Annotated in this window: 12 protein-coding genes; 7 read left to right on the top strand and 5 right to left on the bottom strand. The window is 61.8% G+C overall.

What is annotated here, in order from left to right; translation table 11 throughout:
* Window positions 1–15: 15 nt before the first annotated feature.
* Window positions 16–1,458 (bottom strand): sugar porter family MFS transporter, encoded by a 1,443-nt coding sequence (locus ACORQT_RS23115; RefSeq protein WP_069100672.1) that lies wholly within the window; start codon window positions 1,456–1,458, stop codon window positions 16–18.
* 556 nt (window positions 1,459–2,014) lie between these two features.
* On the opposite strand from ACORQT_RS23115, the gene ACORQT_RS23110 reads away from it, so the two are divergent.
* A complete protein-coding gene (locus ACORQT_RS23110; RefSeq protein WP_164057625.1) occupies window positions 2,015–3,520 on the top strand; it encodes a CoA-acylating methylmalonate-semialdehyde dehydrogenase in 1,506 nt (501 codons plus the stop codon).
* A gap of 77 nt (window positions 3,521–3,597) precedes the next feature.
* Window positions 3,598–4,419: a 5-deoxy-glucuronate isomerase gene (gene iolB, locus ACORQT_RS23105; protein WP_033645320.1), complete on the top strand. Its 822-nt coding sequence runs from the start codon at window positions 3,598–3,600 to the stop codon at window positions 4,417–4,419.
* A gap of 38 nt (window positions 4,420–4,457) precedes the next feature.
* Here iolB and ACORQT_RS23100 read toward each other — a convergent pair whose 3' ends face one another.
* Window positions 4,458–5,294 carry a MurR/RpiR family transcriptional regulator gene (locus tag ACORQT_RS23100; RefSeq protein ID WP_004930856.1) on the bottom strand — a complete coding sequence of 279 codons (837 nt, stop codon included), beginning with the start codon at window positions 5,292–5,294 and terminating at the stop codon, window positions 4,458–4,460.
* Window positions 5,295–5,497: 203 nt separating this feature from the next.
* On the bottom strand, window positions 5,498–7,429 hold the full coding sequence (locus ACORQT_RS23095) for a bifunctional 5-dehydro-2-deoxygluconokinase/5-dehydro-2-deoxyphosphogluconate aldolase (protein WP_060660157.1): 1,932 nt from the start codon (window positions 7,427–7,429) through the stop codon (window positions 5,498–5,500).
* Window positions 7,430–7,975: 546 nt separating this feature from the next.
* Here ACORQT_RS23095 and iolD point away from each other — a divergent pair.
* Genes iolD through iolE form a run of 4 tightly spaced genes read left to right on the top strand, consistent with a single transcriptional unit; the run spans window position 7,976 to window position 12,852 of the window.
* Window positions 7,976–9,916: a 3D-(3,5/4)-trihydroxycyclohexane-1,2-dione acylhydrolase (decyclizing) gene (iolD, locus tag ACORQT_RS23090; RefSeq protein ID WP_033651763.1), complete on the top strand. Its 1,941-nt coding sequence runs from the start codon at window positions 7,976–7,978 to the stop codon at window positions 9,914–9,916.
* A gap of 41 nt (window positions 9,917–9,957) precedes the next feature.
* The gene (locus ACORQT_RS23085; protein WP_033645317.1) at window positions 9,958–10,980 is read left to right on the top strand and encodes a Gfo/Idh/MocA family protein; all 1,023 of its coding nucleotides are present in this window, start codon (window positions 9,958–9,960) and stop codon (window positions 10,978–10,980) included.
* A gap of 31 nt (window positions 10,981–11,011) precedes the next feature.
* Complete coding sequence (locus ACORQT_RS23080; RefSeq protein ID WP_033645316.1) at window positions 11,012–11,896, top strand: sugar phosphate isomerase/epimerase family protein; 885 nt, start codon at window positions 11,012–11,014, stop codon at window positions 11,894–11,896.
* Between the two features lie 59 nt (window positions 11,897–11,955).
* The gene (gene iolE, locus ACORQT_RS23075) at window positions 11,956–12,852 is read left to right on the top strand and encodes a myo-inosose-2 dehydratase (RefSeq protein ID WP_033645315.1); all 897 of its coding nucleotides are present in this window, start codon (window positions 11,956–11,958) and stop codon (window positions 12,850–12,852) included.
* 60 nt (window positions 12,853–12,912) lie between these two features.
* On the opposite strand, the gene ACORQT_RS23070 is transcribed toward iolE, so the two are convergent.
* Window positions 12,913–14,094 carry a P1 family peptidase gene (locus tag ACORQT_RS23070; RefSeq protein ID WP_047573413.1) on the bottom strand — a complete coding sequence of 394 codons (1,182 nt, stop codon included), beginning with the start codon at window positions 14,092–14,094 and terminating at the stop codon, window positions 12,913–12,915.
* Entirely contained in the window at window positions 14,087–14,602 is a 516-nt protein-coding gene (locus ACORQT_RS23065; protein ID WP_033651759.1) for a GNAT family N-acetyltransferase, read from the bottom strand. Before ACORQT_RS23065 ends, ACORQT_RS23070 begins: the two co-directional genes overlap by 8 nt.
* Window positions 14,603–14,991: 389 nt before the next feature.
* On the opposite strand from ACORQT_RS23065, the gene ACORQT_RS23060 reads away from it, so the two are divergent.
* Complete coding sequence (locus ACORQT_RS23060) at window positions 14,992–15,687, top strand: pirin family protein (protein WP_182074208.1); 696 nt, start codon at window positions 14,992–14,994, stop codon at window positions 15,685–15,687.
* The last annotated feature ends 161 nt before the right edge of the window (window positions 15,688–15,848 follow it).

Here is a 15,848-nt window from a genome sequence, read left to right as displayed (position 1 = left end):
GTCAGGGTTGAGAGATCAGGATTTGCCGTTTTCCAGCGGCAGCGGCTTGCCTTCGGGCTGGGATTGGCGGTGGCGTTTGGCCAACACCACCTGCTCCATTTTTTCCAGCGAGACGCCTTTGGTTTCCGGGATATAGCGGCCGATAAACCAGTAGCTGAACAGGCAGCAGGCGGCGAAGATCCACATCGGGAAGGCGCCGTGGAAATGCGAGAACAGGTAAGGGTGATCGTTGATCATCGGGAACGACTGCGACACCGCGAAGTTGGCGACCCACATGCAGCCGACGGCGATGCTCATCCCCTGTGCGCGCATGCGGTTCGGGAAGATCTCCGACACCAGCACCCAGGCGCCGACGCCCCAGGAGAGCGCATAAAACACCATGAAGAACAGCATGCCGAACAGCGCGAAATAGCCGGTGGCCTGGGTGTAGAGCGCGTACGAGGTGAGCAGCAGGCCCGCGATGGCGCCCAGCGTGCCGTAACGCATCAACGGAATGCGGCCCATGCGATCCATCAGCATGGCGCCGATGACCGAACCGACCAGCTGCAGCACGCCGATCCAGATGGTCTGGAACAGCGCTTCCTGCGCGTTTTCGGTGACGGTTTTCAGCACCACCGGCGCGTAGTACATCATCACGTTAACGCCGGTGACCTGTTGCAGCATGGCGATCATACAGCCGACGAACAGGATGAAACGCACCCGCACATCGCCGTAGTTCAGCTTCCGGTGCTGCTGCTGTTGATCCTGCTGCAGCGAGTCTTTGATTTCTTTCAGCAGATTCTGCGCGTGGGCGGCGTTGGAGACCTTGGTCAACATCGCCAGCGCCTGATCGTCGCGGCCCATCATCACGTTCCAGCGCGGCGATTCAGGAATGACGAACACCAGGATGCAGAACAGAATGCAGGGGATCACGCCCGAGGCGAACATCCAGCGCCAGCCCATTTCCACCAGCCAGGCTTCGCTGGCGAGGCTGGCGATTTTGAAGTTGACGTAGAAAATCACGATCTGACCGAAGACGATGGCGAACTGCTGCATGCTGAGCGCCCGCCCGCGCATGTCTTTCGGCGACACTTCCGACATGTACATCGGCGACACGGTGGCGGCGATGCCGACCGCCAGCCCGCCGATGATGCGGTAGATGACGAACCAGGTGAAGGTCGGGGCCAATGCGGCGCCGACGGCGGAAACGGTGAACAGCAGCGCCGCCAGCATCAGCGCTTTTTTACGGCCCCAGCGCGCCGCCAGCGGCCCGGCGGCGAAGGCGCCGACCACGCAGCCGATCACCACGTTGGAGACGGCCCAGCCGGTTTCGGCCGGGCTGAGATTGAAATAGGTTTTCAACGCTTCGATCGCGCCGGAGATCACGGCGGTGTCGTAGCCGAACAGAATGCCGCCCAGGGCGGCGATGCCGCAAATTCGCAATATGTAACCGGTATTGTGCTTACGCTGATATGACATGTGTTGCTCCGATTTTTATCCTGGCTTCCGTCCGCACGGTTGGGGTGTCGGGAAGAGGGCGAGCGGAAGGGTGTGAACCGTGCCTGTCATCAAGGCGATGTCGTTGATAAATGCTGGAACAAACAAGAACATTTATTTCATAATTAGTGAATAATGGAATATTGATTTTTAGATCCAGTTCAAAAAAAACCGTCGCGAGCGATCCGGGCGCCTTGGGCGCTCGGAGGGAGGCGGTAACGGCCGCAGGTCAGGCGCAGTGCGGATTTTCTGTAGCAAAGTCAGTGTGCATTAGCGATGGGCTCTCCTGCGAAACCGCGCCTTGATTGGCGCGGTAATGAAAGCGCCAACCCGATCGACACCGCAAAATTGCGACCTCACGCACTAAAAATAAATTTTTCAAAACAATTTATTTGAAACTTTTTTTTCAATGAAATAGAGTTTGCTGCATCCGGTCAGGATGTAGCCGGCTTGCCGACGGGGTTTGGCGAGCGGGACGATTAACGCCGCGCCGCCTGCGTGTGGCCAGGCGACAGCGGACTTGAAAAGAGGGCGTGACATGAAAACCGTGGGTAACTTTATTGACGGGCAGGTGTGCCTGAGCAGCAGCAATCAGACCGTCGACGTGCACAACCCGGCCAGCGGGCAGGTTGAGCGGCGCGTCACGCAGAGCACCGCCGCCGAAGTCAAGCAGGCCATCGACGTGGCCCACCGGGCGTTCGCCGACTGGTCGCGCACTACGCCGCTGCGCCGCGCGCGCATCATGTTCAATTTCAAGGCGCTGCTGGAACAGCACCGCGACGAGCTGGCCGAGCTTATCGTCAGCGAGCACGGCAAAGTGTATTCGGATGCGCTGGGCGAACTGACGCGCGGCATGGAAGTGGTCGAATTCGCCTGCGGCATCCCGCATCTGATCAAGGGCGAGTATTCGCCGGACGTCGGCAGCGGCGTCGACAGCTTCTCGCTGATGCAGCCGCTGGGCGTGGTGGCGGGCATTACCCCGTTCAACTTCCCGGCGATGGTGCCGATGTGGATGTTCCCCATCGCGCTGGCCTGCGGCAACACCTTTATCCTCAAGCCGCCGGCGCTGGTGCCTTCGGCCTCGGTGCGCCTGGCGGAACTGTTGAAGGAAGCCGGTTTGCCGGACGGCGTGTTCAACGTGGTGCACTGCGCCAATGAAGATGCGGCGCAGCTGTGTACCGATCCGCGCATTCAGGCGGTGAGCTTCGTCGGCTCCTCCACCGTGGCGGAACATATCTATACCACCGCCAGCGCGCACGGCAAGCGGGTGCAGGCCTTCGGCGCGGCGAAGAACCAGGCGATCGTCATGCAGGACGCCGATCTGGACGCCACGGTCAACGCGCTGATGGGCGGCGCGTTCGGCTCTGCCGGCGAGCGCTGCATGGCGTTGCCGATCGCCGTGGTGGTCGGTGACGACACTGCCGATAAACTGATCGCCAAACTGAAGCCGCTGATCGCGCAGCTGCGCGTCGGGCCGGGCTTGCAGCAGGGCGGCGAAGAGAATGAAATGGGGCCGCTGGTGTCGTCCGCTCACCAGAAAAAGGTGCTGGGCTACATCGATTTGGGCGTGGAAGAAGGCGCCACCCTGGTGGCCGACGGCCGCAACTATCAGGTGCCGGGCTATCCTGAAGGCTACTACGTCGGCGGCACGCTGTTCGACCATGTGACGCCGAACATGCGCATCTACCGCGAAGAGATTTTCGGGCCGGTGCTGGGCATCGTACGGGTGCCGGACTACCGCACCGCCATCGACACGGTGAACGGCCACGAATTCGGCAACGGCAGCGCCATCTTCACCGGCAGCGGCCACTATGCGCGCCAGTTCGTGCAAGACGTGCAGGCCGGAATGGTCGGCGTCAACGTGCCGGTGCCGGTGCCGATGGCGTTCCACAGCTTCGGCGGCTGGAAGCGCTCGGTGTTCGGCGCGTTGAACGTGCACGGCACCGACGGCGTGCGCTTCTACACGCGCATGAAGACCGCCACCGCGCGCTGGCCGGCCGGGCAGCAGACGGTGTCCGAATTCAGCATGCCGACACTGGGCTAAGCGCTTTCACACTCAGGCCAGGCCGTTGCTCCTTCGGGGCAACGGCCTTTGCACTGCGAGTTAACAGGAGAATCGAAATGTCTTCACTGCTTGCCAAATGTCAGACGCCGAACGCCGAGGGGCGTATCCAGCACGTGACGCCGGAAAATGCCGGTTGGCGCTATGTCGGCTTTGACGTTTACCGCCTGGCCGCCGGGCAGTCGCTGCAGCTGGAATGCGGCGACAAGGAACTGTGTCTGGTGCTGGTCGCCGGTATCGCCTCCGTCGCCACGCGGCGCGCTGAATACCCGCATATCGGCAAACGCATGAGCCCGTTCGAACGCACGCCGCCGTATGCGGTGTATGTGCCGCACCACGATCGCATCGACGTGCGGGCAGAAACCGATCTGGAGCTGGCGGTGTGCAGCGCGCCCGGCGGCGGCCACCTGCCTTCACGGCTGATCACGCCGGCGGATATCGGCGTGGAGCGGCGCGGCAAGGGGCGCAACCAGCGGCTGGTGCACAACATTCTGCCGGACAGCGAGCCGGCCGACAGTCTACTGGTGGTGGAGGTTTACACCGACGAGGGCAACACCAGCTCCTACCCGAGCCACAAGCACGATCAAGAAGACTCGCCGGACGAAACCTATCTGGAAGAGACGTACTATCACCGCATTCAGCCGGAGCAAGGGTTCTGCATGCAGCGCGTCTATACCGACGACCGCACGCTCGACGAGTGCATGCCGGTCTACAATCGCGACGTGGTGAAAGTGCCGCGCGGTTATCACCCGGTGGCGACCCTGGCGGGTTACGACAACTATTACCTCAACGTGATGGCCGGGCCGGTGCGGCAGTGGAAGTTCACCTGGGAAAAAGACCACGCCTGGATTAACGGCGACGGCTACCCCGCCGCGCAATAGGCGCTTGAGGCCCGGCTTGCCGGGCTTTTTTGTCAGCTTTACTCGTCCCGGGCGTTATTCAGCGCCAGCGAGACCGCCAGCGTCTGCGCCAGGCACATCGAAGCCACCTGCGAGCGGAACCCGTCCACCTGCGCTTCGCGCACCACGAAACAGACGTCGCTGAAGGCGGCCAGCGGGCTGACCTGGCTGTCGGTGATGGCGATCTGCTGCGCGCCGCGCTTGGCGCCCAATTCCACCAGTTCCACCGCCTCGCGGGCGTACGGCGAATAGCTGATGGCGATCACCACGTCCTTCGGTTTCACCATGCTCAGCTGTTCGGTGAACATCCCGCCCAGCCCGTCGATCAGAAACGCGCGGCGCTCCAGATGGCGCAGCGCATAGGTGAGGTAGGAAGCGACGCTGAACGAGCGGCGCAGGCCGATCACGTAGATGTTTTCGGCGTTGTTGAGCAGCTCGACGGCGCGATCCAGCTGCTCGGGGGCGATCTGCATCGCCAGCTGCTGCAGCGCCTGCGCGTTGACCATGGTGAATACGTTGAGAATCTCCGCCGGTTTCTCCGGCGCGACGTTGTCGTCGGTGGAGGTTTGGCGGAACAGGCGCGCGCGCTCGGTATAGTTCACCGTCTCTTCCATCAGATGCTGACGGAACACCTGCTTCATTTCGTTGAAGCCGCTGAAGCCGAAGGCGTTGGCGAAACGGATCAGCGTGGAGGGCGGCACGCTGGCCTGTGCGGCGATGGAGGCAACGGTATCGAAAGCGATGCTGTTACTGTTATCCAAAATGTAGCGCGCCACCTGCTTCAAACGCTTGCTCAGCGTTTCATAACGGTGGCGGATCTCGTCCTGTAACAGCGAAAGTTGAGTTGGGTTGTTCATCCATTCGGCTCGCAGTGGGGTGAAGGCGCATTGGCCTGACGCCTGAAATATTGACAGGGTATTTTAACAGACGGAGCGGAAATTTCATTTCCTCAAAAAGCGATTTATTCGATCGCACATTGCGCGACTTCACAGAAAATGGGCAAAAAAATCCCCTTAAAGCGGCGAAATGGCCTTAAGGGGACGTGAACCTGCTGTTGCTGTCAGTGCGCGCCGCCCGCCTGCGGACGGTACTGGCGCCAGAAACCGATCAGCGTCAGGTATTTTTGTTTCACCTGCTCGATCAGGGCCGCGTCGTCGATTTCCCCCTGTAGCCAGCGGCGCGAAGGTTGGCCGAAAATGGTGCGGCCGACGGCGAAACCTTTCACCCAGCGCGCATCTGCGGCGGCGGCAAAGCCCGCCTTCAGCACCGCCTCCGGGGAGTCGAGCCCCAGGATCAGCACGCCGCGGCAGTCGGGATCGCAGGCGTCGATCAGCGCGCCGACCCGCTGCCAGTTTTCCGCGCTCAGCGGCGGCAGTTTCCACCAGTCCGGCTGAATGCCCAACTGGTAGAAGTGTTCAATCATCTCCAGGTAATAGCGCTCGTCCTTGTCGGCGTTGCTGTCCGGCAGGATCACCTCCAGCAGCAGTTCGTGACCGGATTTGCAGCAGCCGCGGTAGACGTCGGCGATCAGCGCATCCTGTTCGCGGCGCAGTTCCGCCGCGTCGTGCGGGTGATAAAACACCAGGCACTTCACCACGTGCTCCTGCGGCCAGTCGATCAATTGCGAGCCGATATTGCCGTGCTCCAGGCGCAGCGGGCGCGAGCTGGGCAGCTCCACCGGCCGGCCGATCCACCATCCCTGGCCGGTGATTTCGTTCAGCGCCGCCTGCCCGTAGGTGGTGTCGGCCAGAATGCCGCTGTTGCCGTCGAGGCCGGCCTGCGCGGCAGCTTGTTGCGCCGCAGTGAGCAGCAGGGTCTTCAGACGCGGGATGCGTTCCTCGCCGACGCCGGCTTCGCGCGCCATGTCCGCCAGCTGCTTGCGGTGATCGAAGGCGAACACGCACAGTTCCGGCCACTGTTGCTTGCGGGTGGTGACCCGGTGCAGGTGGTTCAGGCGCGCGTCGCGGTCCGGGCGCGTGACCTGTTGTTCACGCTGCAGGTAGTCGTCCAGCTCCCGTTTGGTCGGCATGGCCGGCGCGCAGCCGTGGCGCGAGACCACCAATGCGCCGCAGGCGTTGGCGTAGCGGCAGGCCTGATCCCAACCCTCATCGTTCAGATAGCCGCGCAGCAGACCGGACATAAAGGCGTCGCCGGCCCCCAGCACGTTCAGCACCTCCACCCGCACGCCGGCGTGCAGCTTCACCTGCGCCCAGTCGTCGGCGATGTCATCTTCGAACACCGAGCAGCCCTGCGCGCCGCGCTTGCACACCAGCGTGGCCGCGGTCGTCCGGCGCACGTTTTTCAGCGCCGTCAGCGTATCGGTGCTGCCGCCGGCGATATGAAATTCCTCTTCGGTGCCGACGATCAGATCGAATTGGTGCAGCACTTCCTGCAGCTCGCGGGTCACCTGTGCCGATTCCACAAAGCGGGTTTCGCCGTCGCCCAGCGACGTCAGCCCCCACAGCACCGGGCGATAATCGATGTCGAGCGCGGTGCGCAAACCGTGGCGGCGCGCGTATTCCAGCGCCTTCAACACGGCGGCGCGGGTGTTCGGGTGCGACAGGTGCGTGCCGGTGATGGCCAGCGCGCGCGCGCTGGCGATGTAGGTTTCGTCGATGTCGTCCGGCGTCAGCGCCATGTCCGCGCAGTTTTCGCGGTAGAAGATCAGCGGGAAGGTTTCCTGATCCTTGATGCCGAGGATCACCAGGCCGGTTAACCGGTGTTTGTCGGTGATCAGACAGCGGGTATCGGCCCCGACGCGCTGCAGCTCTTCACGCAGAAAGCGGCCCATGTGTTCATCGCCGACGCGGGCCAGCATGCCGGATTTCAACCCCTGAATGGCGGTGCCGTAGGCCACGTTGCCGGAAGAGCCGCCGAGGTATTTGGCGAATGTGCCGGCGTCTTCCAGACGCGCGCCGATCTGCTGAGCATAGAAATCGACGGCGATGCGCCCGAGACAAATGACATCAAGCTGTTTTTCTTGTGTAGCCATACCCGTTTCCTTCTGTTTAAGCAAAACTCCGGCGGCGGCCCGAGCGTGGCGCCTTGCAGGAAGCATGGGAATAGTATGGGGAATGAAAATTTCAATTTCAATATGGAATGAAATTTACACCCCAAAAATGTGATGCGTTTAAAACATCGACGGAGGAGCGGAAAAAGCGGATTAAGTCGCCATGAGAGGGTGGCGGAGGGCGTGCGGCAAAGAGGCGCCGGGGCAGGATGAAAGACGGTCGCCCTGCGTGCTGATGGAGTTCCCCGGCCGGTGCGCGGCGCTAAGCCGGTAAAGGCCAAACCACGAGATGAAACGGGCTTTTCATCTAATATGCGATCTTTATCGCAAAATGAAATGTTTCTTCTGTAATGTGATTTTATGAAAAATATATTTGTTTATAATCGCTTCACGTTTCAGGTTGTCGACTTCGTGAGCAGCGGGCATCGCCTGCTCAAGATAATAGCTGCCGCCGCGTAACACAAACACGGGATTGTCGGCTCGGCGCGAGCCCTTTCCGGGGCGGCCCTCAATCTAAAGGGTGAGTAAATGGGCAAGATCAGGCTAACCATGGCGCAGGCGCTCGTCAGATTTCTCGATAACCAGTATCTGCTGGCCGACGGGGTGGAAACCAAATTCGTTGCGGGCATTTTCGCGATTTTCGGCCACGGCAACGTACTGGGGCTGGGGCAAGCGCTGGAACAGGATAGTGGCGATCTGCGGGTGCACCAGGGCCGCAACGAACAGGGGATGGCCCACGCGGCGATCGGCTTCGCCAAGCAGAAATTGCGCCGGCAGATTTACGCCTGCACCTCCTCGGTCGGCCCCGGCGCCGCCAATATGATCACCGCCGCGGCTACCGCCACCGCCAACCGCATCCCTTTATTGCTGCTGCCGGGCGACGTTTACGCTTCCCGCCAGCCGGATCCGGTGCTGCAGCAAATCGAACAGTCTTACGATCTCAGCATCAGCACCAACGACGCGTTCCGCGCGGTGAGCAAGTACTGGGACCGCATCGTGCGGCCGGAGCAGCTGATGAGCGCCTGCATCAACGCGATGCGCGTGCTGACCGATCCGGCGGAAACCGGCGCGGTGACGCTGTGTCTGCCGCAGGACGTGCAGGGGGAAGCCTACGACTACCCCGACTATTTCTTCCAAAAACGCGTACACCGGCTCGATCGCCGCCCGGCGACCGATGGCATGTTGGCGGACGCCTTGGCGCTGCTGACGGCCAAACGCAAACCGCTGCTGGTGTGCGGCGGCGGCGTGAAGTACTCGCAGGCCGGGCGGGCGCTGCGCGAATTCGCCGAGCGCTTCGGCATTCCGTTCGCCGAAACCCAGGCCGGCAAAGGCGCGGTGCCGAGCGATCATGAATTCAATCTCGGCGGCATCGGCGAAACCGGCTGCCTGGCGGCCAACACGCTGGCTCGACAGGCCGATCTGGTGATTGGCGTCGGCACCCGTTACACCGATTTCACCACCTCGTCCAAATGGCTGTTCCAACATCCGGACGTCAGCTTCCTCAATATCAACGTCAGCGCCTTTGACGCCGGCAAGCTCGACGGCGTGCAGGTGCTGGCGGACGCCCGCGAGGGCCTGAGCGAACTGAGCGCGCTGCTGGCGCAGGCTGATTATCGCGCCGGCTGGGGCGACGCCATCGCCGCGGCGCGCGGCGCCCAGCGTGAAGAGACCGAGCGGGTTTACGCGGTGGAATACAGCGGCGCAGGCTTTGTGCCGGAAATAGACGATCACCTCGATCGCGAACGGGTGTTCGCCGAATTTATCGCTCAGACCGACTCGGCGATGACGCAAAGCCGGGTGCTGGGGGTGCTGAACCGCGAGCTGCCGCCGGACAGCGTGATTGTCGCCGCCGCCGGCAGCCTGCCGGGCGACCTGCAACGGGTGTGGCACAACCATGGCGAGCACGGTTACCACGTGGAATACGGCTACTCCTGCATGGGGTACGAGGTGAACGCCGCATTGGGGGTCAAGCTGGCCGAGCCGCAGCGCGAGGTGTACGCGATGGTGGGCGACGGCGCCTTCATGATGCTCCATTCCGAGCTGGTCACTTCGATTCAGGAAGGCTGCAAGATCAACGTGGTGCTGTTTGACAACATGACCAACGGCTGCATCAACAACCTGCAGATGGAACACGGCATGGACAGTTACACCACCGAATTCCGCTTCCGCAATCCAGAGGGCGGCAAGCTCGACGGCAAACTGGTGCCGGTCGATTTCGCCATGCTGGCGGCGGCTTACGGCTGCAAAACCTATCGCGTCACCACCGAGCAGCAGCTGCTCGACGCGCTGGCCGACGCCCGCAGGCAAACCGTGTCCACGCTGCTCGACATCAAAGTGCTGCCGAAGACCATGGTGCACAAGTACCTCAGCTGGTGGCGCGTGGGCGGCGCTCAGGTGGCCGACAGCGAGAAAATCGTCGCAGTGGCGCGCAAGCTGCAGGAAAACATCGATAAGGCGCGCGATTACTGATTCGTTTTCGAACACAACACACTTTCCAGAGGGTAGCGAAAATGACTTTGAACATTGGGGTTATCGGCACCGGCGCCATCGGCCGCGATCATATCCGTCGCTGCAGTCAAGTTTTGCAGGGCGCCCGCGTCGTGGCGGTGAACGACATCAATCGCGACAACGCCGCCAAGGCGGTGAACGATCTGCAGCTGGATGCGCGGGTGTATGACAGCGGCCACGATCTGATCAAGGCCGCCGACGTGCAGGCGGTGCTGGTCACCTCCTGGGGGCCGAGTCACGAAGAATTCGTGCTGGCGGCCATCGCCGCCGGCAAACCGGTGTTCTGCGAGAAACCGCTGGCGGTGACCGCGCAGGGCTGCAAAAACATCGTCGATGCCGAAGCGAAGTACGGCAAGCGGCTGGTGCAGGTCGGCTTTATGCGCCCCTATGACCAGGGCTATCGCGCGCTGAAACAGGTGCTGACCAGCGGCCAGATCGGCGAACCGCTGATGTTGCACTGCGCGCACCGCAACCCGACGGTCGGCGAGGCTTACACCACCGACATGGCGATCACCGACACCCTGATCCACGAAATCGACGTGCTGCGCTGGCTGCTCGACGACGACTATGTGTCGGTGCAGGTGGTGTTCCCGCGCAAGAGCCCGAAGGCGTTCCCGCATCTGAAAGATCCGCAGATTGTGCTGTTCGAAACCGCCAAAGGCACCCGCATCGACGTCGAGATTTTCGTCAACTGCCAGTACGGCTACGACATTCAGTGTGAAGTGGTGGGGGAAACCGGCATCGCCAAACTGCCGGAGCCGTCCTCGGTGCAGCTGCGCAGCGGCGCCCGCCTGTCGACCGAAATCCTGACCGACTGGAAGGATCGCTTTATCGACGCCTATGACGTCGAGCTGCAGGGGTTCATCAACGACGTGGCCGCGGGCCAACTGACCGGGCCTTCTGCCTGGGACGGCTACGCCGCCGCCGTGACCGCCGACGCCTGCGTGGCGGCCCAGCTCAGCGGCGAGATCGTACCGGTGACCCTGCCGGCGCGCCCGGCGTTTTACAACAAGCCATCGGCTTGAACCCCGTACCCACGATTGCAGAGGAGTGACCATGAAGATCGCTTTTGATGTCGACGTTATCCGGGATTTGGGCGTGACCAAAATGGTTCAGCAGGTGGCGGACTGGGGCTATAAGTACATCGAGCAGTCGCCGCACCCGCAGATCAACCCGTTTTACAAGCATCCGAAGGCCAGCCGCGAAATCATGGCGGAGTATAAAAACGCCCTGAAAGCGACCGGCGTGGAAATATCCTCATTTATCGTGGTGTATCGCTGGTCCGGGCCGGGGGAAGATCGCCGTCAGGCGGCGGTCAAAAACTGGCGACGGATGATCGAAATCGCGGTGGAGATGGGCGTGCAGGTGATCAACACCGAGTTGGCCGGTAACCCCAACGAGCCGGAGATCTGCGAGGAGCTGTGGTATCGCTCGATGGAGGAGCTGCTGCCGATCGTCGAGCGTGAGGGCATCCGTATGGAGATCCAGTCGCATCCGTGGGACTTCTGTGAGCTGAGCAACGAAACCGCCGATCTGGTGAAATCGCTGCGCAGCGACCACGTCAAATACCTCTACAGCGTGCCGCACACCTTCTACTACGACAAGGGGCAGGGCGACGTGGCCGGCATGCTGAAGTACGCAGGGGACGATCTTTCCCACGTGCTGATCGCCGACACCATGAACCACACCAAGCACTGCCGCTATATCGTCAACCCGCCGGGCGTTGACGCCGCGGTGCACCAGCATGTCGGCATCGGCGAAGGCGAGGTGAATTTCGATGCCCTGTTCCAGACGCTGCGCGACATGGAATTCGCCAACCGCAGCTTCAAGGTCGGCGGCGAATCGATCATCTGCACCTCGCTGTTCGGCTATCCGGAAAAGATGCCGAGCCAGGCGGTGGCGACCAGAGAGCGCATCGAAAGAGAGCTGTTGGGCAACTAATCTTATTCGGCTCGCCGGCGGCGTTTGCACCGGCGGCCCTCCAAGGACCGAGGCAGACCATGAATAAAGACAACGTGAAATTGGCCATTGCGCCGATCGGCTGGACCAACGACGACATGCCCGATCTGGGCAAGGAAAACACCTTTCAGCAGTGCGTCAGCGAAATGGCGCTGGCCGGCTTCACCGGCAGCGAAGTGGGCAGCAAATACCCGCGCGATCCGGCGGTGCTGAAACCGATGCTGGATATTCGCGGCATCCAGATCTGCAACGCCTGGTTCAGCACCTTTTTCGCCGACGGCCAAAAAGACAAAACCATCGATGAATTTATCAACCACATGAATTTCCTGCATGCCATGGGCGCCAGGGTGATCGGCTGTTCTGAACAGAGCAAGAGCATTCAGGGCACCACCAAAGGCGTGTTCGAAGAGAAGCCGTACTTCAGCGATGAAGAGTGGCGGCGGGTGGCCGACGGTTACAACGAGCTGGCGAAGATCGCCGCCGGCAAAGGCATGCAGGTGTGTCTGCATCACCACATGGGCACCGGCATTCAGACCACCGCCGAAATCGATCGCTACATGAGCATGGTCAACGACGACGTCTACCTGCTGTTCGATACCGGCCACGCCTACTATTCGGAAGGCAGCCAGCAGGCGATGATGGCGATCCTGGAGAAGTATCTGCCGCGCATCAACCACGTCCATCTGAAGGACGTGCGCGATGAGGTGGTGGCGGAAGTGAAGGCCAACAAGCTGAGCTTCCTCGACGGCGTGAAGAAGGGCACCTTTACCGTGCCGGGTGATGGCGTGATCGACTTCAGGCCGGTGTTCAAGCTGCTGGACGAGCGCGGTTACAAGGGATGGATGGTGGTGGAGGCCGAGCAGGATCCGGCGCTGGCCAACCCGTTCGAGTATGCGGTGAAAGCGCGCCGCTATATTCGGGAAACCGCCGGCATTTAAGCGGTAAGGGGCAATAAAACTCGAGGGGCGCCGCCAGCGCCCCTTTTTGATGGCGGCGCGTTAGCCGCCGAGCGTTCGCCAGGTGGCAACCTGGCTGCCCGGCCACGGCGTGGCGGCGTATACGCCCCGGGCGATCGCCCGAGCCAGGGTGTCGGCCGCCAGCGCGCCGATCTGCAGCACCGCCAGTTCGCGGCTGCCCTGTACCTCGCGCAGCCCAGTGGACAGGGCGAACACCACGTCGCCGTCAAACGGGCTGTGCAGCGGGCGAATAGCGCGCGCCATGCCGTCTTGCGCCATGATGGCCACCCGTTTCAACTCCACGCGCGTCAGCGCCAGATCGGTGGCGATGCAGGCCAGGGTGGTGTTCTTTCTGCCGCCCTGCGGCTCTTGCACCATCCAGTCTTCGCCCTGAGCGCGCAGTTGCGCCAGCGCCGCCGCGCCGCCGTTGCCGAATTCACCGTCAATTTCATAGGGCGTCGCCCAGAAAGCGCGGGTGCCGGGCGCTACCACCGCACCCAGGCTGTTGACCGCCACCAGCGCGCCGACGGTAGCGCCGTTGGCGGCGACGATAGACGCCGAACCGAGGCCGCCTTTCAGCTTGCCCATGCCGGTCATGGCGCCGTAGCCGGCGCCGACGGTGCCCAGCGGAAAGTCCAATCCAGCCTTGCCGACCGCGTCGATGCCCAACTGGCGATACGGCGGCGTGAGCTGCCAGTTTTTGTCACCGCCGTTGGCCAGATCGTACAGGCAGGCGGTGGGCACGATCGGGGAGACCGGCACGCCGGGCGCTGGGCGCAGCGCGTAGCCTCGGCCCTGTTGCCCCAGCCAGGCCGCGACGCCGTCCGCCGCCGCCAGGCCGTAAACTGAACCGCCGCTGAACGTCAGCGCATCGATGGTTTGCACCAGATTGTCTTCGCCCAAGGCGTCGGTTTCCCGGGTGGCGGGGCCGCCGCCGCGCACGTCCACGGCGGCCATCGCCGGGCTGTCCGGCAGGATCACCGTCGCGCCGGTGCGCACCCGGCTGTCCTGCGCCACGCCGACCTTCAGGCCCGGCACATCGGTAATCAGGTTGCGGGCGCCAGGGCGCCCGGTGGCGGAAGTTGGCATAGCGGCACCTAATGGGGTGAGGGGAGAGAACATGCCGGCGGCGGCGGTCAGGCCGGCCAGCGCTTGTAAAAAGGTTCGGCGGTTGATGTTAAGGGGCCGGCGCAGCGGCCCCTGCGGGGGGATGAGATCACGCATCTGCGCGTGGCTGCCCGGAGCGCAGACGCGCCATATGGTAGGCATCGACCAGCACGCCGTCGCGCATGGCATAGGCGCGGCTGGTGCCCTCTATCTCAAAGCCGAATTTGCGGTACAGCGCGATGGCCGCCGGGTTATCGGTGAACACCGTCAGTTCGATGCGCTCGATGGCCGCCCAGTTGTCGCACAGGTCGAGCATCGCCTGCATCAGGCGGCTGCCGACGCCTTTACCGTGGTAGCGCGGATCGACGCCGATGCCGAAGGTGGCGACGTGGCGGCGGCGAACGCGCTGATTCAGCATCACAACCAACTGGCCGGCAAGCTGCCCGTCGATGATGGCGGCCAGGTTATGCGTGCCCGGTTCGGGATTGGCGAGGCGCTTCTGCCAGGACTCGACGGACGGTAGCGGGAGCTGCAGCGTATCGCGGTAGACGGGCGTCTGAGAATAAAGATGATGCAGGGCCTGCGCATCCGTTGTTTCCACGTGGCGTATCACGATCTCGCTCATCTCGCTGCTCCTGTCGCTTACCGGTTGAATAACCTCTGAATTTATCCGTTTACTGCCTTGAGTCAATATTATTTAAACGGGTCAAAAAAAACGCTTTACAGGTGCGAATGATAATGATTATTATTGCGATGCGTTCCGGGGAGGGCATCAACCCTTGATACTCTCGCTGCGAAGGCACGACATTGCTCACATTGCTTCCAGTGTTTACTTAGCCAGCTCGGGTGCTGGCTTTTTTTTTGCCATTTTTCAGCCGCTTCCGCCTTCAACAAATCCGCTGCCCATCCGCCGTTTCATTTCATCGAAATTTTTGAACAGAGGCATGAGTTTTTTACGCTTTCTTATTCTGCTGGCAGGACTAGACTGTAAAAAAACATTGAGGAGAGTTGAATATGATTTATGTACGTAAAGCGGAAGACCGCGGCCACGCCAATCATGGCTGGCTGGATAGCTGGCACACCTTCTCATTTGCCGATTACTACGATCCGAACTTTATGGGGTTCTCGGCGCTGCGGGTGATCAACGAAGATGTGATCGACGCAGGGCAGGGTTTCGGTACCCACCCGCATAAAGACATGGAAATCCTGACCTACGTGCTGAGCGGCACGGTGGAACACCAGGACAGCATGGGCAACAAGGAGCAGATCCAGGCCGGCGAATTCCAGATCATGAGTGCGGGCACCGGCGTGCGTCACTCCGAGTACAACGCCAATCAGGATCGTCCGTTGCACCTGTACCAGATTTGGATCATCCCGGATCAGGTCGGGCTGGAGCCGCGCTACGAACAGCGCATGTTCGACGCGCCGCAGGGCTGTCAGCTGGTGCTGTCGCCGGATGCGCGTGACGGCTCGCTGAAGGTGTTCCAGGACATGACGCTGTCGCGTTGGGCGCTGAATAAAGGTGAGCAGGCGGAATACGCGATCGACGCCGGACGCCGCATTTGGATCCAGGTGGTGCGCGGCAAGGTCTCGGTCAATGGCCAGGCCGCCGGCATCAGCGACGCGTTTGCGGTGTGGGATGAATCGGCGCTGACGATTCAGGCCGACGAAGAGAGCGAAATCCTGCTGTTCGATCTGCCGCCGGTGTGATTAAGCGGTAAATATCAAGGGCTCACGGTGTGAGCCCTTGAAGTGAGTGATTCGCCTGCCGACGTTGCCTGACTTAACGCCGGCAAAACATATAAAAACAAGGAAAATCAATTTATTGATTTTCGGCTGCTCGTCACAAAGGGGGAGAAACCACGCTTTTT

The organism is Serratia sp. (in: enterobacteria), assembly GCF_052400455.1.
GTDB lineage: Bacteria > Pseudomonadota > Gammaproteobacteria > Enterobacterales > Enterobacteriaceae > Serratia > Serratia ureilytica.
The sequence above is the reverse complement of the archived record's forward strand: the minus strand, read 5'-3'. Positions and strand labels throughout refer to the sequence as shown.